A 22,735-nucleotide genomic window follows, 5' to 3' on the forward strand; every position below is an offset into this window, starting at 1 on the left:
TATTTGTTCACCGCTCATCGGCAGGCCCGATGCGCTGCTCCAATTCTTCAAGCCATAGCGTCGCCGTGCCGTCCGAAGGCGCTCGCCAATCCCCACGCGGCGACAGCGCGCCGCCTCCCGAAACCTTTGGCCCGTTCGGCAGCGCGGATCGCTTGAACTGGCTGATCGTGAAGAAGCGGTAGAGGAAATTGTCGAGCCAATGCCGGATCGTGGGCAAGTCATAGGCCTGCTTCGCACTGTCGGGATATCCGGGCGGCCAACTGCCCTCCTTCATGTCGCGCCACGCATGCCAGGCGAGGAAGGCCACCTTGGACGGCGGCTGTCCCCAGCGCACGATATGGTGCAGGAAAAAGTCGTTGAGCGCATAAGGCCCGACCCTGCTCTCCGTGCTCTGCATCGCACCCGACGCATCGGCGGGCACCAGTTCGGGCGAGATTTCCTGATCGACGATCGCCTGCAATATCCGGTCCGTCTCCGCATCGAACTGGTTCGTCGCGATGCACCAGCGGATCAGATATTGGATCAGCGTCTTGGGCACGCCGCTGTTGACCGCATAATGGCTCATCTGGTCGCCGACGCCATAGGTGCACCAGCCGAGCGCCAGTTCGGAAAGGTCGCCCGTCCCGACGACGAAACCGCCATGCCGGTTGGCCAGGCGGAACAGATAATCGGTCCTCAACCCCGCCTGGACATTCTCGAACGTCACGTCATACACCGCCTCGCCGCGCGCAAAGGGATGGTTCATGTCGGCCAGCATCTGCCGCGCCGCCGGACGGATATCGATCTCTTCGCCGGTCACGCCCAGCGCCTTCATCAGCGCCCAGGCATTGGCCTTGGTCGTCTCACCCGTGGCAAAGCCGGGCATCGTGTAGCCAAGGATAGCCGATCGCGGCAGCCCCAGCCGGTCGCACGCCTTGGCCGCGACGATCAGCGCATGAGTGGAGTCCAGACCGCCCGAAACGCCGATCACCAGATGCTTGCCGGACGTCGCGCGGAAACGGGTGACCAGCCCCTCCACCTGAATGTTGAACGCCTCATAACAGTCCGCATCCAGCCGCGCCGGATCAGCCGGGACGAAGGGGAAGCGGCGCACGGGCCGGTAAAGCCCTTCCCGCATCCCAGCGGCCACAGCCTCGAACGCCACTTTCCGGAACCGCTGCTCGGGATGCCCCATCGCCTCGGCCGTATCGTTGAACGTGCCGTTGCGCATCCGCTCCAGCCGCAGCCTTTGCGCATCGATATCGGCATAGATGATCTCCGGCGCATCGCCGAAGCGTGCCGATTCCGCCAGCAGGTCGCCCATCTCATGCACCATCGCCTGCCCGTCCCAGGCCATGTCCGTCGTGCTCTCGCCATAGCCCGCCGCCGAATAGGCATAGGCAGCGATGCACCGCATGGATTGCGCCGCCGACAAAAGGTCGCGGTCCCGCGCCTTGCCCACGATGATGTTGGACGCCGACAGGTTGCACAGGATCAGCGCGCCCGCCAGCGCGCCAAAGGTGGACGGCGGCAGCGGCGCCCAATAATCCTCGCAAATCTCGACATGGAATATGAAGTCGCCGCGTCCCTCTGCCTCAAAGATCAGGTCCGGCCCGAACGGCGCCCGATGCCCTGCGAGGTCGATCTCCAGCCCGGCCAGCCCAGCTCCCGGCGCAAACCAGCGCTTTTCATAATATTCCCGATAATTGGGCAGGTAGCTTTTGGGGACGATGCCCAGCAGCTTCCCCCCGGCAATCACCAATGCGGCATTGTAAAGCCGCCCCGCCCGCCGAACCGGCGCGCCCACCAACAGCACCGGCAGATCAGCGCTCTCCTGAACCAGCCGCCCGATCTCCGCCTCCACCCTATCGAGCAGCGCGTCCTGCAAATGCAGGTCATCGATGGCGTAGGAGGACAGGGACAGTTCCGGAAACAGGATGATGTCCGCCCCATTGCCAGCCGCCTCACGCGCTAGCCGCAGGATCGCCGCTGCATTCGCGCCTATATCGGCAACGCTCGCTTCGGGTGTCGCGGCAGCCAGCCGCACCAGCCCATGTGTTTCAATCGCCTCGAACCGTTCAGCCCCCATGCACCGCCTCCCTCATCATGTCCAAGGCGACCGCGATCGTTTTCAACCGGATCGGCCCGCGTCCCAGATCACCGAAATGCTCCTCCCGATGCCGTGTCCTTCCGCCGCGCCGGGCGCACCCGAAATGCACCAAGCCCGGCTCATCTCCCGGCGGCGCAGAGCCCGCATAGCCCGTCACCGCCAAGGCGATGTCGGCACTCGACTGGGCTATCGCACCCTCTGCCATTGCGATCGCGACATCGCGGCTCACCGCGCCGCACGAATCGATCTTCTCCCGCGCTATGCCCAGCAGCTCGCACTTGGCATCCTCGCTATACACGACAAACCCGCGCTCGAACGCATGGCTCGCGCCTTCCACATCGGTCAGCAGCGACGCCAGCAGCCCGCCCGTGCAACTCTCCGCCGTCGCGATTTTCAGGTCGGCGTCGCAACAGAGTTTCAGCAAGGCTTCGGCGGCCTCTTCCGTCTCGTTCGGCAGAGCAGGGGACAGGGTTTCAGCAGGCCCGCCGCCATTCGGATCGCCGTTCATCCTTTCCTCCCTCTAATGGACACTCGCTTTTTCAACGACACGGGCCGCGCCGCCGTTCCCTGCCGGGCCCCTTCCCCGGAACGATCTGAACCGATAACAGCTGTTCGGATAATCTAGATAAGAAGCTCGGACGGCAGGCAGGATGAGAAATGACTGATCAATTGATCATCTTCGTGCAAAATGGCGTCGGCCGCATCCGCCTTAACCGGCCAAGGGCTCTCCATGCGCTGACGACCGAAATGTGCGCTGCCATGATCGATGCGCTGCTCGCCTGGCGTCACGATGAAAACGTGTCCGCTGTCATGCTCGACCATGCCGTTTCCCCCGATGGCGATCCCAAATTATCGCGGGGCTTCTGCGCGGGCGGCGACATCGCCATGATCGCCAACAGCGCGAAGGGTGACTGTTCGGAGGCCGAACGCTTCTTCCACATCGAATATCGGCTGAACCATCTGCTCTTCATATATGAAAAGCCGGTCATAGCGTTCATCGACGGCATAGTGATGGGCGGCGGCGTCGGCATATCCGATCCCGCGCGTTTCCGCGTCGCCACGGAACGCACCATCTATGCCATGCCCGAAACGGGCATCGGCCTTTTCCCCGATGTTGGCGGCGGCTGGTTCCTGCCGCGCATGCCGGGCCGGACGGGCACCTGGCTCGCCACCACCGGAGCGCGGATCAATGGAGCCGATTGCGCGGCGATCGGCATCGCCACCCATTATATGGCCTCCGAAAAGCTCGACGCCGTCAAGGCACGGATCATCGCCGACCCGGATGGCATCGGCGAGATTCTGGATGAAATGAGCGACCCGCCGCCTCCCTCCCCTTGGGAAGCACAGCGCGCCGACATAGACCGGCTTTTTGCCGCCCGCCGCTATGAAGATATCCTCGCCGCCTTGCGTGCAGACGGCTCACAATGGGCCGCCGATCAACTGGCGGTGCTCGCGACCAAATCGCCGCAGACGATCAAGGTCGCCTTGCGGCAAATGGCCGAGGGCGCTGGCTTCACGGACTTTGCGGCGAACATGCGCAATGAATATCGCATCGCCTGCCATGTCATCCGCCGCCCCGATTTCATCGAAGGTGTCCGCGCCGTCATATTCGACAAGGATAATGCGCCGCGATGGAACCCCGCGACTCCCGAAGAGGTCACGGATACACTCCTCGACAGCCTCTTTGCCCCCCTGCCAGCGGACAGGGAGTGGACGCCGCTTCCCGAACTGAATACGGGCGTCTAAGGTGCAATCGCACGCGTCCATGCGATTGATACAAAATAGATGGAGAGGAGACCCATTCGATGAAGCGTCTTGCCCTGATCACCCTGGCCCTGGCGATTGCCGCCCCCGCCGCCGCCCAGATGCAGATCACGCCGATCGCCAAGCCCAAGCTCGCCGAAATCCCGCTCTATCCAGCCTCGAAGGATGCGGACAACGAACAATGGGAGCATTACAGCATCCATTATGGTCAGCTGAACATGGAAAATGACATTGTCCGCAATGTCACGCGGCCGACGGTCACGCCCTATCTCCCCGACCCGGCAAAGGCGACAGGCGCGGGCGTTGTGGTGGCGCCCGGCGGCGCCTTCCTTCAGCTTTCCATGGTCAGCGAAGGCGAAGAGATCGCTCGCTGGCTCGCCAGCCAGGGCATCGCCGCCTTCGTCCTCAAATATCGCCTGAATGAATCGCCGCGCGATGCGAAGGCGTACAGCAAATTCATGGGCCAGCGCATGGCCCAGGCGACCCAGCCGGGAGCCGTCGACAAGATCAAGGAACCCCGCGCGACGCAGGACGCATTGACGGCACTCGCAATGATCCGCAACCGCGCCAAGGAATTTCGCGTCGATCCCGCCCGCCTCGGAATGATCGGATTTTCCGCCGGTGCCATGACGGCGCTCAGTGCCGCGCTGGAGGGACAGGGCGACGCGCGCCCCGCCTTCATCGGCTATATCTACGGCCCCATGACCGCCGTCACCGTTCCCGCCGACGCCCCGCCGATGTTCGCCGCCATCGCCATGGACGACAGCCTCTTCAAGAAGCAGGGCTTCGCCATTGCCGACGCATGGCGCAACGCCCGCCGCCCCGTCGAACTGCACGCTTATGAACGCGGCGAGCACGGCTTCGGCGCGGGACGCCCCGGCACCACCACAACCGGGCTGCTGCCCCAGTTCGCTGACTGGATGCGCATGCACGGCTGGCTGAAATCCTCCGCGACGCGAACGCATTGATCCAAACCGATGAAGATAGGCGCCTCGGCTTCGCACCACCTTCCCTCTCCCCTTCAGGGGTCGGCCAGAGGCGCGTGACTGTGGCCGAGGTGCCGAGCGCAGCGAAGGCGGGAGAGGCGACCGCCTTCATCCCCCTCGCAAGCGTTCAAACAAGGCACGTAACTCGTCTGAAGGACCAGAGCCGCGAGCTTGATCAAACCGTCCAAACGCCACTCGCCGCTGCATCCCGCGCATAATCTGCAAACCGACGCGGCTTCCGTCCCAGCACCCGCTCGACGTCATCGGTCAAATAGGCAAGCTTGCCATCCGCGATCCCGGAATAGGTATAGGCATATTCCTCGGGCAACCCGCTCGCCACTACGCCCTCGCGATAAGCATCCAGACTGATCGGGACAAAGCTGATCTTCCGCCCCGTTGCTTCTGAAAGCGCCCTCGCAGCCTCCTCAAAGCCCAACAGCTCGGGCCCGGTCAGCTCGTAAATCTGCCCGGCATGCCGCCCGTCTAGCAAAGCCGCCACCGCCACGGCGGCGACATCTTCGACATCGATGAACGGCTCTTTCGCGTCCCCCACGGGCAAAACCAGTTCGCCCGCCAACACCCCGTCAACAAAGAACATCTCGGAAAAATTCTGCATGAACCAGGCCGGGCGCAGGATGGTCCAGTCAGCCCCGCTGGCCCTGAACCCTGCCTCGACCGTATCCATGAAGCCTACATCGGCGCGCCCGGACAGCAGCACCTGCCGCTTCGCGCCGCCATCCCGCGCCACCTTCGCCAACCGGCCGATCTGCGCGCCCGCGTCAGGATGCGTGTTGTCGGGATGGGCGATATAGACGCCGTCCACTCCGTCCAGCAGGGGTTGCCAGCTGGCCTCTTCCTCCCAGACGAAAGGCGACTTCGCCTGCCGCGACCCGGTGCGGACCTCATGACCCAGGCCCGTCAGTCGATCCGCCACGCGGCGGCCCGTCTTACCGGTCGCGCCGATGACGGCAATGGTCGATTTCTGGCTCATTCCTGTCCCCTTGTCCAACATCAGCGCTCAGCAGAGCCGCTGGTCTTTCGATGGGGATATTCTGTCCAAGCCAACCCCGCGTCACAAGGGCAGTCCGACATAATTCTCCGCGATCGCCGTCCGCGCCACTCGCGAGGCGACTGGCGCGCTACGCGGTGACAGGCTATCAGTCCGCCATGAGCGAGGATATCCGCCACATTCTCGATCGCCTACGCACGCCGCTTGACAACCCCGTCGCCCGCGCCCGCCGCATGGTCGAGGCCTATGTGCCCGAGCATCGCCGCGGCCCAGGCTGGGATCGCCACTGGCGCGAGCTGGAAGCCTATATCGAACTGCCAGGCCGCTGGATCGGCGGAGAGAAAGCCGAAGATGACGTCTGACAAGATCATCGACCTGCTGGTCGCCCGACTGGTCCGCGACCATGGCCGCAGCAAGCATCACTGGCGCAAGGTGCTGGGCGCGGTCCGCCTTTACAGCCGCCACACCCACCCCCATTGCAACTGGACGATCACTCCCACCGGCACCAGTCACGAAATCTCGGTAATCGAAGGTCTGATGGACGACCTGCGGATGAGGCATCCTACGCTCAGCAGTTAAGCTCGGCCCGTTTGGAGCCTGGCTCAGCTTCCCGCTTGCGTATTCACCGGCGGCGCGAGCGGATTGGCGTCATCGACCTCGCCTTTCTCGATCTTTTCCTCAGCCTCGCCGCTTTGCTGATCGCTGCCGTCCTCTGGCGATCCCCGTTCGGGCGGCGGGATGTCGTTGCTGCCCTCTGCCGGTTCATCTGGCGATTGGCCGCGTTGCCTGTCCTGCTGCATGAAAATTTCCTCGGTTGCTATCTTCGGTCCAACGCTGCGGTGGCCGCAGGTTTCCCGGCGCCGAGCCTGCCGCTAACATGGATGAGCCCGTCGGCATGGCACCCTCGGCCATCAGGAGCGTTCAGCTCCAATGGCACGCGCGCTAAAGGTTTATCGCACTCCGATCGGGTTCCATGACGCCTATGTCGCGGCCCCGAGCCAGAAGGCCGCGCTCGAAGCCTGGGGCACTGACGCCAATCTTTTCGCTCGAGGGTCAGCAGAGCAGGTCACCCAGCCGGACCTGATCCGGGAGCCGATGGCGCACCCTGGCACCGTCATCAAGCGGCCACGGGGTAGCGAAGCAGAACATCTCGCCTCCCTTTCCAAATCTCAGCAGGCGCAAGGACGAAAGGCGCCCCGCAGCAAGACGCCCGCCCAAACCAGGCAGCAAGCGCAGAAGCGCACCCCTCCCCCTCGCCCTCGGCCCAGTCGCGACGCCCTGAACGCAGCAGAAGAGGCGCTCGCCCGGCAGGCGATCGAGGCCAAGGCCGAACTGAAACCGCTCGAGGAGGAACAGGCCCGGCTGCGCGCGCAGATCGAAAGCCTGCGTAAAAGGCAGCAGAAAGCGAGTGACGAGCTCGAACGCCGCGCCGCCGCCGAACGCCGCAAATATGATGCAGCCCTCGAACGCTGGCGCGCCTCATGACCAGTCATCTTTCAGTGGGATGTGACGGATTTTTGCCATTCCGGCACAATAGCTTGGCACCAGACGCGCTTTGCATCGTTATCGACAGTCAGGAGGGGTCTTGAATGGACACCCGTGACGACATTGTCGCAATAGGCCTTTTGACGCAGAATGATATTCAGCGGCTCGGTGACAGTTTTTCCCGCCTCTTTCCCCTACCGCGCGATGGCGCGTTCGAGGATTTGATCAAGGCGATCGATGAAGCGGATCGCGAGCGGGAGCAGCGTTCAAAACCCTGATCGCTCTTCAGCATCTCATGATCAGATCGCGGCAGAATTGGGCCCGGCTGTAAATCGTCGACCTTCTTCATGGTCGGGGCAGCCGGGCCCGGTTCCGCAAGCTTGGGGGTATCTTGCGGACGCCGCAGGCTCCCCGAGCACCAGCGACTGAGGGCATTGTACAATTGACAAGACCCGCAGGCACTGACGCTTAATGCTGCCCGGCCGACGATTAGGGACGAAGCCGCGTCTCCTTTAGGAGAATTGAACAGGAGCCGCGCTATCCCCATGGAATCGTGACTAGCTATCCGGATAGCCGCCGCGCTTGAGATCGCCTCCGCAGTGGCATTATGACGATAAAATGTTATCTCTTCATCGTGCCATAGCAGTGCTGCCTCTGCTCCTGACAGCCTGCGCATCCTACCAACCCGTATCCGACACCCCAGTCCGCGTCGGGCCTGCCTACACGGTGCGCGGCGTCACTTACGTCCCGGCCCAGCAGCCAGGCTATGACGAGGTCGGCTATGCCAGCTGGTATGGCAATGAATCCGGCAACCGGACCGCGCGGGGAGAGAAATTCCGGGCCAAGGGGATCAGCGCCGCTCACCCCACATTGCCGCTGCCCTCCTATGTCGAAGTGACGGAGCTTGGCAGTGGACGCACCCTGCTGGTCCGCGTCAATGATCGCGGGCCTTTCTCACGGGGGCGGATCATCGACCTGTCTCGCGGGGCTGCCCAAGCACTGGGGATACGCGCCGCAGGCCAGAGCGCCGTGCGCGTACGCCTGGTCGATCCGAGCGAGAAAGATCGCAAGCGCTTGCGCAAGGGCAAGGCCGCCAGCGAACGGCCGCCGCTGACGGGTGACGCACTTGAAGCGCAGCGCAACCGGCTTTCCTTGCCCCGCTGATCCCGCTCCCGGCACGTACAACTCCAATTTCCCCATCGCCATGGCTGGGAAGCGCTGTATAGCGGCATATATATCTCCGGCTTTGGACAGCATATGCGTCGCCTCCTCTTTTTCCTTCTCATTCTGTCGGTTTTTGCAGGCCGATCCGCTGAAGCCCGTGAGCGCGGCCCTCTTGTTCTGGCTGCGGCCAGCCTTCAGGATTCCTTGACCGCTGCGGCCGACGCATGGACCGCACAGGGGCATGAACGGCCCATCCTGTCCTTCGCCGCGTCTTCGGCCTTGGCCCGGCAAATCGAAGCCGGAGCGCCTGCCGACCTGTTTCTGTCAGCTGACGAACCCTGGATGGATGCAGTCGCCAAAAAGGGGCTGCTACGCCGAGGGACACGTGCCACGCTTCTCACCAACAAGCTCGTCCTGATCGCGCCCGCGGGGACGATGAAAGTGATCCCAATCCGGCGCGGCTTCCCGCTCGCCCGCGCGCTCGGCAATGGCCGTTTGGCGATCGCAGACCCCGGCAGCGTTCCCGCTGGCAAATATGGCAAGGCATCGCTCACCGCACTCGGCGTCTGGCCTGAAATAGCCGTGAAGATCGCTGCGGCGGAAAATGTGCGGGCGGCGCTCGCAATGGTAGAGCGGCGGCAGGTGCCCCTGGGCATCGTCTACGGAACCGATGCACGCGCCAGCAAGGCGGTGAGGATCGTCGGCGTCTTTCCGGCGGCCAGTCACCCGCCGATCACCTATCCCTTAGCGTTGCTCAGCCGATCGACCCACAGGGAAGCGGCAGGATTTCATCGCTTCCTTTTTTCCGCGCGCGGCAAGGCAATTTTCCGCCGCTATGGCTTCGGCACGCGGTGACGGTAGCAGCGCTCGGCCCGGAAGAATGGGAGATCGTGATGCTCTCCCTGAAGGTCAGCCTCGCGGCCATGCTCATTACCCTGCCGCTGGCCTTCGCCCTCGCCTGGGTTCTCGCGCGTTGGCGCTTTCCCGGCAAGCTTCTGCTGGATGCGGCCGTGCATCTGCCGCTGGTCCTGCCCCCCGTCGTAATCGGATGGATGTTGCTCCTGACCTTCGGGCCCGCTGGTCCAGTGGGCGGCATGTTGGAGCGCTGGCTCAACCTGTCCGTCATGTTCCGCTGGACGGGTGCTGCCGTCGCAGCGGGAATCATGGCGCTCCCGCTGATGGTCCGCGCGATCCGGCTTTCGATCGAAGCCGTCGATCACCGGTTGGAAGAAGCGGCCCAGACCCTCGGCGCCAGTCCTGCCCGGTGCTTTTTCACGATCCTCTTGCCGCTGTCGCTGCCTGGCATCGCAGCAGCCTTCATCCTCGGCTTTGCCCGGTCCCTGGGGGAATTCGGCGCGACCATCACCTTCGTCTCCAATATCCCGGGGGAAACGCGCACCCTGTCCCTCGCCATCTATAGCGCCCTTCAGGTGCCGGGCGCGGACGCGGCCGTCTGGCGATTGGCGCTGATTTCGATCGGCCTTTCCCTGGGCGCGCTTCTCCTCTCGGAAGCTCTGGCCCGACGGACGAGCGCAACGGGAACGCGCCATGTCCTTTGACGTCGATGTCCGTAAAACCCTTGGCGATCATGTCGTGGCCGCGCGCTTTGTGGCGTCCGACGGCATCACGCTGCTCTGGGGCCCATCTGGCGTCGGGAAAACGTCGGTCCTGAACATGATCGCGGGCCTGATGCGCCCCGATCAAGGCCATGTCAGCATCGATGGACAGATGCTGTTCCATGACAGCGCCGCCATAAACCTTCCTCCCCACCGCCGCCGCATCGGCTATGTCTTTCAGGACGGACGTCTGTTCCCCCATCTTCGGGTGCGCGCGAACCTGCTCTATGGCTATCGCCTCGCGGCTCCGGAAAACCGGTGGATGTCATTGCAGGGGGTCATCGACTTCCTCGGCATCGAACATCTGCTCGGTCGCTGGCCTGGCACCCTGTCGGGCGGCGAGGCGCAGCGGGTCGCCATCGGCCGGGCGCTTCTGTCCGGTGCCAGGGCCCTCCTCATGGACGAGCCCCTAGCGTCGATCGACCCCGCCCGCCGGGAAGGCATCATGGACGTCATCCTGCGCATTCGTGATGAGCTTCGGCTCCCGATCGTCTATGTCACGCATAATCCGGCGGAGGCCGACCGGTTGGCGACGCGGAAGATCGAGCTTATGCCTTCATCTCGATAGTCGCGATCAAGCCTCCTTCTTCGGCATTCATCAGCCGAACCGACGCATCGAAAGTCATAGCCAGCGACCGGGCGATGGTGAGGCCAATGCCCGTTCCCGGCCGCCCCCCCGGTTGCCCTGAAGCACCCCGGGTGAAGGGTTCGAACATCTGGTCGAGTTGATCCGGCGGAATGCCGGGGCCTTTATCCCTGATGTGGATAAGGACGCGCCCGCCTTGCCGGGAACAGCCTACCTCTGCCTCGCCGCCATATTTGATGGCGTTGCTGACCAGATTGCTGATGCACCGGCTCAGGGCATTGGGCTTCACACGAATGGTGCCCCCGCATCCGCCTGAGAACCGCAAGGGAGCGCCCAGGTCCTGCGCATCCTCAACCATGCTCTCCAGCAGGGAATCTATATCGACGACTGACCATTCTTCCTGTGTTTCCGTGCTGGCAGCCAGGTCCAGCCCTTCCTTGACCAGCGTCTGCATCGCCTGATGGTCCTGCAACAGCCGCGCGCGAAGGTCGTCATTCTCGACAAGTTCGAGCCGCAGCCTCAACCGGGTGAGCGGCGTCTGCAGATCATGGCTGATCGCCGCCAGCAACTGTGTACGCTCGGCAAAACCCGCACGGGCGCGCCTTTGCATGACATTGAATGTCGATAGCGCCGCCCGCACTTCCTCGGGACCGCTTTCGGGAATTTCCTCCGGATCGAGCGACAATGAAAAGGACTCGGCGGCATGTTTGAGTCGGCGCAAGGGCTCGGCCACGATCCGCGCCACGACGATGGCGAGGCCCGCAGAGGCGATGACGATCAGCAGCATGTAGAGCGGGTTGGCCATCATGCTCGCTGGCCGTTCCATGCGCGGCAGGTTGAGCGCCATGGACCTTCGCGCACCTGTCCTGTCGGTGAAGCGCACGATCCAGCAGGAAGGGCGTGGCGCGTCCACGACGCCTGCCGCACCTACCGAAGGATCATAGCGTTGGCGGGGGAAGCAGAGGCCTGCGGGGACCTGACTTGCCTCCGGGTTCGATCCTCGTCCAAACCTTACCCTGAGCGCTTTGGCCAGCGCGGCGTCTGGTTCCGCGACCGCAATGCCTTCGGGCGCCAGAGCTGCGCCCATGATCTGCTGGGACGCCAGCATGGCCTCCACCCTTTTGGGATCGCGTTGCAGGCGGTGCGCTATATCCTCTGCGCTCGCGACGACGCGCTGGATGCGCCAGCTTTGAAAATCCCGGCTGCGGCTATGTTCGGCGACCAGCAAGGCGAGCATCGCGGCCAGGGACATGCCGATCGTCAACAACAGGAATATGCGCCCGGTCAGCGACCGCAAAAAGCTCCGGACGCGGTGCCATAGCGGCCTGATCATTCGAAGGATACCGGACTGGCAAGCACATAGCCTTCACCCCGCACCGTCAGGATGAGCTCTTCGCCCCCCGGCATCGCCGCGAGCTTCTGCCTCAACCGGCTGACCTGAAGATCGATGGACCGATCGAAGGCGGCCGTGGCGCGGCGCTCGGGGACCAGGTTCTCGCGAGAGAGCACGACATTGGGTTCATCGATGAAGCGCGACAGCAGACGAAATTCAGCGGACGACAGCATGACGAGGCGGCCATCCTCCGCGATCAACCTGCGCTGAAACAGGTCAAGCCGCCAGGGCCCGAAGCAGGCCGTTCGCGCGCTCTTGTCGCGCTGCCGCTCCGGATCGTCGATATGCGCGCGGCGAAGCAGGTTGCGTATCCTCACCAGCAATTCGCGCGGCTCGAAAGGTTTGGTGAGATAGTCATCAGCCCCCAGTTCAAGCCCAAGTACCCGATCGATCGCGCTGCCGCGCGCCGACACCATGATAATGCGAACGTCGCTGCCCTGTGCACGTAATTCCCGGCACAGGTTCAGGCCATCTCCATCGGGCAGGTTGAGGTCCAGCACGATAAGGTCGGCAGGGTGCACGGCAAGCGCGTCCTGAAGCTCCGCCAGGCTACCGGCAGGCACGACATCATAATGTTCCTGCTGAAGCTGCCGGACGATCAGGTCGCGAATATCAGGGTCATCATCAACAACGATCAGGCGTGCTGGGCGGCTGTTCATCTGGTCAGGCATGGCCGCCTTCTAAGGCTTTAGGCAGGAAAAGTCTGCCCATCTCAAAGGGGCTGATACGTGCTGATACATTCCGACATATTGCGATGCACAATGGAACATCATCGGCCTTTTAATGGACCTGCCGAAGAGCGAATAGGAAGCGTCGGAGCATGGCCCGTGACGCTCGTCATCAAGGTCGGCCCGTCCTTCACCCGGCGCTCCCCCTCCCCCTGCGCCGGGTGAAGTTCTCGCAATTGTTGATTTCCTTATTGGATTTGCCCGCCGCCATGCCGCTGCGCTTCGCTCCCTCATCATTCCCCGGCGTTCAATTGAGCCTAGCGCTATGCATGCTCGCGACCGCCTGCAGCCAGAACAAGCCGCCGGAGAAGAAACAGGTCGAGGTCGGCGTAGTCACGCTCCGCGCTCAGGATGTGACCGTATCAACCGAACTCCCCGGCCGCACAGTTTCAACGATGATGTCGGAAGTACGCCCACAGGTGGCAGGCGTCGTCCAAAAGCGCCTTTTCACCGAAGGCTCATACGTCCGCGCGGGTCAGCCGCTCTATCAGATCGATCCGTCACTCTATCGCGCGTCCCGTGACGAGGCGCAGGCCGCCCTCGCCAACGCGCAGGCTACGGCGGTTGCGGCTCAAGCCAAAGCGCGCCGCTATCAGGCTCTCGGGAAAACCGAGGCCGTAAGCGCTCAGGAACGTGACGATGTGGTCGCCGCTGCCCGGCAAACGGGAGCGGCGATCCAGCAGGCCCGTGCTTCGCTTCAGACCGCAAACATCAACCTGCGTTTCACGGAAGTCAGGGCACCGATCAGCGGTCGGATCGGCCGATCCTTGTTCACGCCCGGCGCGCTGGTGACTGCCAGCCAGGCGAGCCCGCTCGCCACCATCCAGCAACTCGACCCCATTTTCGTCGACATCACGCAATCCAGCGCCCAACTGCTTGCACTCCGGCGCAGCCTGGCTGCCGGCAAGACGCTGCCGGCAAGCGCTACCATCCGTCTGAAACTCGACGATGGCAGCGAATACCCGCTCGAAGGGCGCGTCGAATTTGCCGAGCCCATCGTGGACCCGAACAGCGGCACGATCACCCTGCGCGCGCGCTTCCCCAATCCCGACAGTCTTCTTCTTCCAGGCATGTTCGTGCGCGTCGTGGCGCCTCAGGCCGTGATCCCCGGAGGCATACTTGCGCCCCAGCAAGGCATCAGTCGTGATCCAAAGGGAAATGCCACGGCATTGATCGTCAATCGCGCGAACAAAGTCGAGCGCCGGACAGTCACCGCGGCTCAAGCCATAGGCGACAAGTGGCTGATCACCTCAGGCCTCAAGGCTGGTGAGCGGCTGATCGTCGAGGGGACCGACAAGGTAAAGCCGGGCGACACAGTCCGCGCCGCCACGATCAGCCAGGGGCGTTAGGATCTCGAAATGATCAGCCGCTTCTTCATCGATCGCCCGATTTTCGCATGGGTTATCGCCATCGGCATCATGCTCGCCGGTCTGGGCGCCATGCTGGCACTGCCGATCGCACAATATCCCGACATTGCCCCGCCCGCCGTCAATATCCGCGCGAATTATCCGGGCGCTTCGGCGGATACTGTCGAGACCAGCGTTACCCAGGTTATCGAGCAGCAGCTGACCGGCATCGATGGCCTGATGTATTTCTCCTCGACCTCCACGGCCAACGGCCAGTCGCGCATCAACGTCACCTTCAACAAGGGAACGGACCCCGACACCGCGCAGGTGCAAGTTCAGAACAAGGTGCAGCAGGCGCTAAGCCGCTTGCCGAATGCGGTTCAACAGCAAGGCCTGACGGTCACCAAGTCGCAGACCGACTTCCTGATGCTGGTCGCGCTGTACGACCGCACCGATCGATCCACTCAGGCCGACATTTCGGATTACCTCGTCAATAATTTCCAGGATCCCATTTCCCGCCTGGAAGGCATTGGCGACGTTCAGATCTTTGGTTCGCAATATGCCATGCGCATATGGCTGGACCCCTATAAGCTCGCCACCGTCAAATTGATGCCGTCGGACGTGGAAAGCGCCATCCGGTCGCAGAATATCGAGGTCTCGGCTGGGCAGATCGGCGCTGATCCAGCGCCTGCCGGGCAGCAGCTCAATGCTACCGTGCGGGCCCGTTCCCGCCTCCAGACGCCAGAGCAATTTCGCAACATCATCGTCAAGACGCAGAATGACGGTTCGGTCGTCCATCTCTCCGATGTCGCCCGGGTTGAACTTGGCAATGAAAGCTACACGTCTTCCGCGACGCTGAATGGGCATCCGGGTTCAGGCATCGCGCTGCAGCTTGCCCCCGGCGCGGATGCGCTGAAAACTGCCGAACTTGTAAAGGCCAAGGTGGAAGAATTGTCCACCGGACTGCCCTATGGCTACAGCATCGCATTTCCCCGCGACACGACACCTTTCATCCGGCTTTCGGTGAACGAGGTCATCAAGACGCTCATCGAAGCGGTCGGGCTGGTCGTCGTCGTCATGTTCGTCTTTCTGCAAAGCTGGCGCGCGACCCTCATCCCCGCAGTCGCAGTGCCCGTGGTCCTGCTCGGGACCTTCGGTGTGCTTGCGCTCTTCGGCTATTCCATAAACACGCTCACCCTGTTCGGAATGGTGCTGTCGATCGGCCTGTTGGTCGATGATGCCATCGTCGTCGTCGAAAATGTCGAACGCTTGATGCATGACGAGGGGCTGGACGCGCGATCCGCCACGATCAAGTCGATGGAAGAAATTGGCAGCGCCCTGGTCGGCATTGCGCTTGTCCTGTCGGCCGTCCTGTTGCCGATGGCGTTCTTTGGCGGATCGACCGGCGTGATCTACCGGCAATTCTCCATCACCATCGTCTCTTCCATGCTCTTGTCCGTGGTCGTGGCGCTCATTCTTTCGCCTGCCCTGTGCGCCACGCTACTGAAACCGACGAGCGAGGAGCGCCGCCAGCAGGGTTGGGCTGGCAAATTCAACCGCTGGTTCGAACGTATCACCGGCGGCTACATGCGCCGGTTGGAAAAGGTCATGCATCGGCGTGCCCTTTTCTGGGGTGTTTATGTGCTGATCCTTGGCATCCTTGCCCTGTTGTTCGTTCGCCTTCCGACCAGCTTCCTGCCTGTCGAGGACCAGGGACAGGTCATGGTGCAGATGACGCTTCCCGCAGGCGCTAAGTCAACCCGGACAAGGCAGGCGATCGACAGCGTCCGCAACTATTTTCAAAGCGAGGAAAGCGAAAATGTCGGGAGCGTCTTCATCGCACAAGGTTTCAGTTTCGCTGGGCAAGGCGAAAATACCGCACAAGGCTTCATCAATCTGAAGCCTTGGGAAGATCGATCGGGCAAGGCGAACAGTGCGAGCGAGATCGCGAGCCGCGCCACGAAGCAACTGGCAGCGGTGCGTGACGCAAAGATCCTCGCGATGACGCCGCCTGCCATCCGCGGCCTCGGGCAATCAAATGGCTTCACCTTCGAGTTGCTCAACACGGGCGGTCTCAGCCGCGACAAGTTCCTGGCCTTGAGGAATCAATTGCTTGCTGCGGCTGAGGAAAGCCCCCTTCTTGCCGGTGTCCGCGCGGCGACGCTGGAGGACACGCCACAGCTCAAGGTCGATATCGATAGTGAGAAGCTTGCGGTACTTGGACTTACGCAGAGTGACGTCGATGACGTACTGAGTTCTGCCTGGGGAAGCACCTATATCAACGACTTCATCGACCGCGGCCGTGTGAAGCGGGTCTACATGCAGGCTGATGCGCCATACAGAGCTTTGCCGACCGACATCGACAACTGGCAGGTCCGTTCGGCGGCGACAGGAGAAATGGTTCCTTTCTCAGCCTTCGCGACGACGCATTGGGAGATGGGTCCTACGACTGTGGCTCGCTTCAATGGTCAGTCCTCCTATGAAATACAGGGTCAGGCCGCGCCTGGGGCAAGTTCCGGCGAAGCCATGGATGAAATGGTGAGGTTGCAAAAGCAACTGCCCGCCGGCACAAGCTACGCGTGGAGCGGCCTTTCCTATCAGGAACAATTGTCGGGTGGGCAGGCGCCATTGCTCTATTCCCTTTCGGTGCTCGTCGTGTTTCTCTGCCTCGCCGCGCTGTACGAAAGCTGGTCAGTGCCGCTCGCCGTGCTGTTCGTTATTCCGCTTGGTCTCATCGGTGCAGTCGTTGCGGTATGGGGGCGCGGTCTGGAGAATAATGTGTTTTTCCAGGTTGGGCTGCTCACCACCATGGGGCTCGCCGCGAAGAATGCGATCCTGATCGTCGAGTTCGCCGAATTTGCCTATCGGGAGGGCAAGGACGCCATGAGCGCGGCGATCGAGGCCGCCAAGCTTCGTTTCCGCCCGATCATCATGACGTCATTGGCGTTCATCGCGGGCGTTCTCCCGTTGGCGCTTGCCCATGGCGCAGGCGCGCAGAGCCGGGTCGCTATCGGCACAGCAGTGGCGGGGGGCATGCTGACCGGCACGGTGCTGGCCATCTTCTATGTGCCTTTGTTCTTCTTCACCATCGTGCGCCTGTTCACCCGCAAACCTGCATCACCTACGACCGGTTCGGAGGTGCCAGCATGAAACGCCTCGTCCTCCTTGGCCTTACCGCCGCCTTGACTGCCTGCAATCTCGCGCCAACCTATAAGCGGCCTGCCGCGCCCGTCCCGCCGGCCTGGCCTGCTGGAGCAGCCTATCCTGCGGCCATCTCCACGAAAGAAGCAGGGCTGCCATGGACGGCGCTGCTGGGCGATCAGCGGCTGCGAACCATCATCGGGCGAGCGCTCGCGAATAACCGCGATCTGCGCGTCACGCTGGCAAATCTACTCGCCGCAAGAGCGCAATATCGCATCCAGAGAGCGGCGCAGTTGCCCACAGTCACGGCGGATGCAGGCGCTACCTTCTCGCGCCGCAATGATCAGCGGCAGGATAGCTACAGCGCCGACGTCGGGTTCAGCGCTTTCGAAATCGATCTGTTCGGCCGATTGCGCAACTTGAGTGAATCCGCGCTCCAATCCTATCTGGCGACCGAAGAGGGAGCGAGGGCAGCCCGCATCGCACTCGTCGCGGAAACGGCCAGTGCCTATGCGGCGCTCGCTGCTGATCAACAATTGCTTGCTGTCGCGCGCGACACGCTTGCCAGTGCAGAACGAACGCTGGCGCTCACCAGATCGCTCAACGGCGTAGGCCTTTCCGGTAAGCTCGACGTTCACCAGGCCGAGACCGTGGTAGAGCAGGCGCGGTCCGATGTCGCGGCCGCTGTCACACAGGTGGCGCAGGACCGCAATGCACTGAACTTGCTCGCCGGAGCCCCGGTCGAAGAAGCACTCCTGCCCCTCTCCCTCTCATCATTGATCGGAACGACCGCGCAGGTGCCCGCAGGGACTTCATCGGACGTCCTGCTGCGACGGCCGGATGTGCTCCAGGCTGAGCACCAACTGCAAGCTGCCAATGCCGACATCGGCGCAGCGCGCGCCGCGATGTTCCCGCGCATCAGCCTGACCTCAGCAATCGGCGTGGCGAGTTCTGCGCTATCGTCTCTTTTTACAGGCAATGCCTTCACCTGGTCAGCAGCGCCCTCCGCCAGCCTTCCCATATTCGGTGGCGGCGTCAGGGCCAATGTCGAGTTCAGCAAGGCGCAGCAGCAGGCAGCGGTCGCCAATTATGAAAATGCCATCCAGAACGCATTCCGCGAAGTAGCCGATGCCTTGGCCCGCGCTGGCACCATAGGGGAACAACAGCGGGCTCAGCGGGCCTTGGTTGTTTCCAACGAGAACGCCTATGCTCTATCCGAGCAGCGATATCGCGCGGGCATTGACCCGTTCCTGACGACGCTGGTCAATCAGCGATCGCTCTATTCGGCGCGGCGAAGCGCGATCGCCACGGATCTTGAACTGCTGCAAAACCGGATCAGCCTCTATCGCGTGATAGGGGCCGATTTTTAGTAGGCGGTTGATAGTCTCCTTCCGGACTAAAAGCTGAAGTCACTTAATTGCTAATGACTTGCATCATACCCCCATCGCAGTATGAAGGGGGGCATGAAAGCGAAGGCTGGACCCCCTGCTCCAAAGCGCTGGAGCCGCATCCTTTTGGCAGGACCAGGAGCGATCTGCGTCACCGTCATCGTGATGGCGGGCATGACCTTGTGGTTGCCCGGAGGACGGGCGGGAATCGACAATCTGGTCTTGCCGCTCGTGCTCGCGCCACTGATCTGGGCTGTGCTTTTCTTTCACGCCTGCCTTGATCGCAGCGTCGGCCGTGTCGCGCTCATTGCGCTGGCGCTGCTGCTGACACATGGCGGGCTGCTCGCGCATAAATGGGCCAATTGGCCATCAACAGCCAAGGAGCGTGGCAGATGATCCATCTCCCGAAAAATGAAACCAAGCTGATGGTGGCCGTTCATGGCTGGTCGGGAATATTGCTCGGCCTTGTCCTCTATGCCGTGGTCCTGACTGGCACGGCTGCCGTGTTCGCGGAGGAAATCGGCATTTGGTCTTCGGGCCATATGTCCAGTACATCAGCGTTCGAGCGCCCGGTCGGGCAGAGTGTCCAGGCACTGGGAAGCCAGACCCCAACCAAATATCATGAAGGCGTCGATCTCTTCGAGGTTGGCGACCATGATCTTGGCGCCTTCTTCCACCGGCATGAGATTGACCCGGACGGTGAACTGGTAAGCAGGGGCATCTTCTACAGGGTCAACAGCAATGGCCAAGTCATCGATCGTCAAGCCGGCACCAGCGAGGAAGTTTTTGGTCCGCGCAACGACGATGCGCTCAGCCATTTTCTGGTCGACACACATGTCCGTCTGCATCTGCCCAATCCTTGGGGCCTGCTGCTGACCGGCATACTCGGACTGGCGATGCTGGTGGCGGCGGTGTCCGGCCTGATGATACACCGCCACCTGTTCAAGGACATATTCACCCTGCGGCGAAAGGCAAATCCGGTGCTTTTCAATCGCGACCGGCACAGTGTCGCGGGCACGTGGAGCTTGCCCTTCGCCTTCATTCTCGCTTTCACGGGGAGCTTTTTCTCCTTCTTTGGCACGGTAGGCGTTCCGATCGTCGCCATGGCCGCGTTTGGCGGCGACGTTCAGGCTCTTAACAGCAGCGTATTCGGCAATCCGGGGCAAGCGGACCCCCGCCCGGCCCCCACCAGCGGCATTGATAGGATCACGCGCGACGCCATCCAGCGGACCGGTGAAATCCCGACCTTCGTGACGATAGAAAATTTCGGCCGCGCAGATGCCAAGGTCACGACTTTTCACCCGCCGGAGAAGGGCGGCGTCCTGCCCATCAGCCTGCTATATGACGGTGCGGACGGCCGTTTCGAGCAGGTGAAGCCGCTGATTGGGACAAAGCCGTCAGCCGGTGGCGCCCTGGCAGGGATCATGTCGCCACTGCACTTTGGCAATTTTGCTGGCATATTGTCGAAAGCGGTCTGGTTCGGGCTTGGCTTTGCGATGTGCTATGTGACCTTGACCGGTCTGCGCCTTTGGGTCGTTCGCCGCGCAAACGAGACGAGGTCATTGGGCTGGCTTGATCGGATGGTTACAATCGTCGGTCTCGGCCTGCCCTTTGCACTGCTTTGTACCGCTGTCGCATTCCTGTGCACCACCTCGTCCGGAAGCGCCCTTTTCTGGACACCGGCTGGTTTCCTGATGGCGTCCGCTCTGGTGATCATAGGCGGAGCATTCATCAGGGACCGGATAAAGCTCAGTATCCTTCTTGAATGCGGCATGGGCATATTGATGCTCATCCTGCCTTCCCTCCGCCTGTTCATGGGCGGTCCGGGATGGGTCATCGCCATGAAAGCAGGTCAGCCCATTATAGCCGCGGTCGATATCGCACTTCTGATCGCAGGCGTCTGGATGCTTGCCCGCCATTTCCCGCAGCGCGCCCCGCGTTCAGGCGAACTTACACTTCAGGCGGCCGAATGATGATCTGGCTTGTTCTGGCCGCAACGGCATTTTCCATCGGCCTGCTCACCATCCTGGGCCTTGGTGATCCTAAGCGGAGGCGGGCTGCGGGATTAAACGGTGGCCAAGGTCAGCCAATGCGCCATCTCTATGTAGTTGGCGCTATCGTGCCCGGAGTGGTCATCGCCTACACGGGCGATGCCGCAATGTGGTTGATCTGGTTCGGCGGCTGTGCCGTCGCGGGATGGATCGTGGCGCTTTGGCTCGCCCAATCTGGTGCGGAGCGTCAGGACAAGAGCGCGCGGTAATCGCGGCGGCTGATGCCTTCAGTCGTTGGGACGGCCTATGCTGCTAAGGCCTTCGAGGGGTGACGACGCGCAGCCGCCGATATCGGGCTTCCACCAAACTGAACAACCCAAATAACGCGAGTCCGGCGGCCACGATCAGCAGCAGGATAGGACCCTGATCCTGTTCGCGCACTTGCCTGAGCGCCGCGCCTAATCCGCCAGCCTCATCAGGATTGCGATGAAGCACGACATTGATCAGAAACCACCCGATCATCGCAAAGACCAATGCGCGCGCAGCATATCCGATCCGGCCGAGCCAACGCACTTGCACCGGGGCTGGTACGTCGCCTGCCAAGTCATCGAAGCTGGCCTTGTAGGCCTTGAGCGCCTGAGCGGCCGCTGTCGCGAAGAATGCTATCGCCACCAGAGCCAGCAAAACCGGCCCGGCCGGCTGTTCGAGCAGCCAGGCGGACCAGCTTTGTGCTGCCTGGTCGCCGGGGCTTCCGCCCGCAGGCGCGGCCTTTCGCATGGCAAGCTTTGCAGCTGCGGTAGCCAGCCCGACATGGATGATCCCGCTCACGGCATATCCCGCGCGCTCAAACCGGCCTTTCATGTTCTCGCCCCTATGTTCGGGGTCCAAGGCCGCCTCTGTAAGCCGCCAGAAAGCATAGCCAGCAAAGCCCAGGGCGCAAAGAACAAGGAGAAGTCGTCCCATCGGCGCTTCCGCGATCGTGCCCATCACGCCCTGATTGTCGCTGGGACGACCTCCATTGAGCGCAGCGTCGATGGCGAACACGCCGATCAACAGATACACAATACCGCGCGCGGCAAAGCCAAGCCGCGCCAACGTGGTCAGCCAGCCAGCGGGATCTTCTCTCATCATTTTCATCAGCATCTCCTTCCGCCGCAACGCAGGGGAGCCGCCGAAGTTGCTGCGCTCATGACATCGATCATGCAACCGGATGCTCAAACATACGTTGCGCTAAAGCAACGGGTCAGGAGATGCCGATGAAATACCTTGCCTTTCTGATCGCCGTGGCGGGAGGAGCTTCGGTGGTGCAGGCTCAACTTCCAGCGGCAACGCCGGTTCTTACACCGGATGAAACGCTACTCGTCGTCAGCGGCGAAGGGCAGAGCCGGCAGGTGCCCGATCTTGCCGTTTTTTCGGCAGGCGTGGTCACGCAGGGAAAGACTGGAGGCGAGGCTCTGGCGGCCAATGCCACGCGGATGGACCAGGTGATCAAAGCGCTCAAACGTGCGGGCATCGGAGACAGGGATATTCAAACCTCGGCGCTCTCGCTTCAGCCGCAATATTCCAATCCTGAACAGGAGGCGCAGCTGAGGGCGCGAATGGCGCGGGAACCCTATGTCTCGCCGGTTCAGCCGGAGGCGCCGCGCATAATCGGCTATGAAGCGCGCAACAATGTTCAGGTGCGTGTGCGCAAACTGGGCGAGATGGGGCGCATCATCGACACGCTGGTATCGGCAGGCGCCAACCAGGTGGATGGTCCTTCCTTCACGCTGGACGATCCAAAGGCCGCATTGGACGAAGCACGGGTCGCCGCTGTCAAGGATGCTCGCGCTCGCGGCGAGCTGTACGCCCGCGCGGCAGGCCTCAGGATTTCGCGAACCATCTCCATCAGCGAGGGCGGCGGCTACTATCCGGTTCAACCCATCATGGTGACGGGTCGCATGGCAGGAGCGCCCCCTCCCCCGCCTCCACCCAGTCCTGTAGCGCCGGGCGAATTGACTTTGGGTGCGACCGTCTCGGTCCAGTTCGCCTTAACCAGATGAAGTTTGA

At 62.4% G+C, this 22,735-nt stretch carries 24 protein-coding genes; 17 read left to right on the top strand and 7 right to left on the bottom strand.

Annotated elements, in window-relative coordinates; all coding sequences use genetic code 11:
* Positions 1–7: 7 nt before the first annotated feature.
* The gene (locus tag ACYU8T_RS14280; RefSeq protein WP_461159990.1) at positions 8–2,068 is read right to left on the bottom strand and encodes an NAD(+) synthase; all 2,061 of its coding nucleotides are present in this window, start codon (positions 2,066–2,068) and stop codon (positions 8–10) included.
* The gene (locus ACYU8T_RS14285; RefSeq protein ID WP_461159991.1) at positions 2,058–2,597 is read right to left on the bottom strand and encodes a CinA family protein; all 540 of its coding nucleotides are present in this window, start codon (positions 2,595–2,597) and stop codon (positions 2,058–2,060) included. The genes ACYU8T_RS14280 and ACYU8T_RS14285 overlap by 11 nt, the downstream gene beginning before the upstream one ends.
* 149 nt (positions 2,598–2,746) lie before the next feature.
* Between ACYU8T_RS14285 and ACYU8T_RS14290 the strand changes: the two genes are divergently transcribed.
* Together ACYU8T_RS14290 and ACYU8T_RS14295 are read left to right on the top strand one after the other, a co-directional pair.
* On the top strand, positions 2,747–3,835 hold the full coding sequence (locus tag ACYU8T_RS14290; RefSeq protein WP_461159992.1) for an enoyl-CoA hydratase/isomerase family protein: 1,089 nt from the start codon (positions 2,747–2,749) through the stop codon (positions 3,833–3,835).
* A 59-nt stretch (positions 3,836–3,894) separates the two neighbouring features.
* Positions 3,895–4,821: an alpha/beta hydrolase gene (locus tag ACYU8T_RS14295; protein WP_461159993.1), complete on the top strand. Its 927-nt coding sequence runs from the start codon at positions 3,895–3,897 to the stop codon at positions 4,819–4,821.
* Positions 4,822–5,014: 193 nt separating this feature from the next.
* Here ACYU8T_RS14295 and ACYU8T_RS14300 read toward each other — a convergent pair whose 3' ends face one another.
* A complete protein-coding gene (locus ACYU8T_RS14300) occupies positions 5,015–5,830 on the bottom strand; it encodes an NmrA family NAD(P)-binding protein (protein ID WP_461159994.1) in 816 nt (271 codons plus the stop codon).
* 176 nt (positions 5,831–6,006) lie between these two features.
* On the opposite strand from ACYU8T_RS14300, the gene ACYU8T_RS14305 reads away from it, so the two are divergent.
* Entirely contained in the window at positions 6,007–6,210 is a 204-nt protein-coding gene (locus ACYU8T_RS14305; RefSeq protein WP_097093560.1) for a hypothetical protein, read from the top strand.
* Positions 6,200–6,427: a hypothetical protein gene (locus tag ACYU8T_RS14310; protein WP_097093561.1), complete on the top strand. Its 228-nt coding sequence runs from the start codon at positions 6,200–6,202 to the stop codon at positions 6,425–6,427. Before ACYU8T_RS14305 ends, ACYU8T_RS14310 begins: the two co-directional genes overlap by 11 nt.
* 23 nt (positions 6,428–6,450) lie before the next feature.
* Here ACYU8T_RS14310 and ACYU8T_RS14315 read toward each other — a convergent pair whose 3' ends face one another.
* Positions 6,451–6,648 carry a hypothetical protein gene (locus ACYU8T_RS14315; RefSeq protein ID WP_097093669.1) on the bottom strand — a complete coding sequence of 66 codons (198 nt, stop codon included), beginning with the start codon at positions 6,646–6,648 and terminating at the stop codon, positions 6,451–6,453.
* 130 nt (positions 6,649–6,778) lie between these two features.
* Here ACYU8T_RS14315 and ACYU8T_RS14320 point away from each other — a divergent pair, with 130 nt between their 5' ends.
* The 6 genes from ACYU8T_RS14320 to ACYU8T_RS14345 all read left to right on the top strand — a co-directional run bounded on the left by ACYU8T_RS14320 (position 6,779) and on the right by ACYU8T_RS14345 (position 10,681).
* Positions 6,779–7,333, top strand: a complete 555-nt coding sequence (locus ACYU8T_RS14320) for a hypothetical protein (RefSeq protein WP_461159995.1) — start codon at positions 6,779–6,781, stop codon at positions 7,331–7,333.
* Between the two features lie 104 nt (positions 7,334–7,437).
* Positions 7,438–7,611 (top strand): hypothetical protein, encoded by a 174-nt coding sequence (locus tag ACYU8T_RS14325; RefSeq protein WP_176502327.1) that lies wholly within the window; start codon positions 7,438–7,440, stop codon positions 7,609–7,611.
* Between the two features lie 340 nt (positions 7,612–7,951).
* Complete coding sequence (locus ACYU8T_RS14330; protein WP_461159996.1) at positions 7,952–8,497, top strand: septal ring lytic transglycosylase RlpA family protein; 546 nt, start codon at positions 7,952–7,954, stop codon at positions 8,495–8,497.
* 93 nt (positions 8,498–8,590) lie between these two features.
* Entirely contained in the window at positions 8,591–9,352 is a 762-nt protein-coding gene (gene modA, locus ACYU8T_RS14335; protein ID WP_461159997.1) for a molybdate ABC transporter substrate-binding protein, read from the top strand.
* Positions 9,353–9,390: 38 nt separating this feature from the next.
* On the top strand, positions 9,391–10,056 hold the full coding sequence (gene modB / locus ACYU8T_RS14340) for a molybdate ABC transporter permease subunit (protein ID WP_461160395.1): 666 nt from the start codon (positions 9,391–9,393) through the stop codon (positions 10,054–10,056).
* Complete coding sequence (locus ACYU8T_RS14345; RefSeq protein WP_461159998.1) at positions 10,046–10,681, top strand: ATP-binding cassette domain-containing protein; 636 nt, start codon at positions 10,046–10,048, stop codon at positions 10,679–10,681. Before modB ends, ACYU8T_RS14345 begins: the two co-directional genes overlap by 11 nt.
* Here the strand turns inward: ACYU8T_RS14345 and ACYU8T_RS14350 are convergent.
* The gene (locus ACYU8T_RS14350; RefSeq protein ID WP_461159999.1) at positions 10,662–12,032 is read right to left on the bottom strand and encodes an ATP-binding protein; all 1,371 of its coding nucleotides are present in this window, start codon (positions 12,030–12,032) and stop codon (positions 10,662–10,664) included. The two genes, ACYU8T_RS14345 and ACYU8T_RS14350, sit on opposite strands and share 20 nt — an antisense overlap.
* Positions 12,029–12,763 carry a response regulator transcription factor gene (locus ACYU8T_RS14355; protein ID WP_461160000.1) on the bottom strand — a complete coding sequence of 245 codons (735 nt, stop codon included), beginning with the start codon at positions 12,761–12,763 and terminating at the stop codon, positions 12,029–12,031. The genes ACYU8T_RS14350 and ACYU8T_RS14355 overlap by 4 nt, the downstream gene beginning before the upstream one ends.
* A 326-nt stretch (positions 12,764–13,089) precedes the next feature.
* Between ACYU8T_RS14355 and ACYU8T_RS14360 the strand changes: the two genes are divergently transcribed.
* The 6 genes from ACYU8T_RS14360 to ACYU8T_RS14385 all read left to right on the top strand — a co-directional run bounded on the left by ACYU8T_RS14360 (position 13,090) and on the right by ACYU8T_RS14385 (position 20,955).
* Positions 13,090–14,169, top strand: a complete 1,080-nt coding sequence (locus ACYU8T_RS14360; RefSeq protein ID WP_461160001.1) for an efflux RND transporter periplasmic adaptor subunit — start codon at positions 13,090–13,092, stop codon at positions 14,167–14,169.
* A gap of 9 nt (positions 14,170–14,178) precedes the next feature.
* The gene (locus ACYU8T_RS14365; protein WP_461160002.1) at positions 14,179–17,316 is read left to right on the top strand and encodes an efflux RND transporter permease subunit; all 3,138 of its coding nucleotides are present in this window, start codon (positions 14,179–14,181) and stop codon (positions 17,314–17,316) included.
* A complete protein-coding gene (locus tag ACYU8T_RS14370; RefSeq protein ID WP_461160003.1) occupies positions 17,313–18,677 on the top strand; it encodes an efflux transporter outer membrane subunit in 1,365 nt (454 codons plus the stop codon). Before ACYU8T_RS14365 ends, ACYU8T_RS14370 begins: the two co-directional genes overlap by 4 nt.
* 93 nt (positions 18,678–18,770) lie before the next feature.
* Positions 18,771–19,091, top strand: coding sequence for a hypothetical protein (locus ACYU8T_RS14375; protein WP_461160004.1), 321 nt, complete (start codon positions 18,771–18,773; stop codon positions 19,089–19,091).
* Positions 19,088–20,668, top strand: a complete 1,581-nt coding sequence (locus ACYU8T_RS14380) for a PepSY-associated TM helix domain-containing protein (protein ID WP_461160005.1) — start codon at positions 19,088–19,090, stop codon at positions 20,666–20,668. The genes ACYU8T_RS14375 and ACYU8T_RS14380 overlap by 4 nt, the downstream gene beginning before the upstream one ends.
* On the top strand, positions 20,665–20,955 hold the full coding sequence (locus ACYU8T_RS14385; RefSeq protein ID WP_461160006.1) for a hypothetical protein: 291 nt from the start codon (positions 20,665–20,667) through the stop codon (positions 20,953–20,955). The genes ACYU8T_RS14380 and ACYU8T_RS14385 overlap by 4 nt, the downstream gene beginning before the upstream one ends.
* Positions 20,956–20,998: 43 nt before the next feature.
* On the opposite strand, the gene ACYU8T_RS14390 is transcribed toward ACYU8T_RS14385, so the two are convergent.
* The gene (locus tag ACYU8T_RS14390) at positions 20,999–21,823 is read right to left on the bottom strand and encodes a DUF1206 domain-containing protein (protein WP_461160007.1); all 825 of its coding nucleotides are present in this window, start codon (positions 21,821–21,823) and stop codon (positions 20,999–21,001) included.
* A gap of 119 nt (positions 21,824–21,942) precedes the next feature.
* Between ACYU8T_RS14390 and ACYU8T_RS14395 the strand changes: the two genes are divergently transcribed.
* Complete coding sequence (locus ACYU8T_RS14395) at positions 21,943–22,728, top strand: SIMPL domain-containing protein (RefSeq protein WP_461160008.1); 786 nt, start codon at positions 21,943–21,945, stop codon at positions 22,726–22,728.
* Positions 22,729–22,735: the final 7 nt, after the last annotated feature.

The sequence above is a fragment of the Sphingobium sp. TomMM35A genome (genome assembly GCF_054771735.1).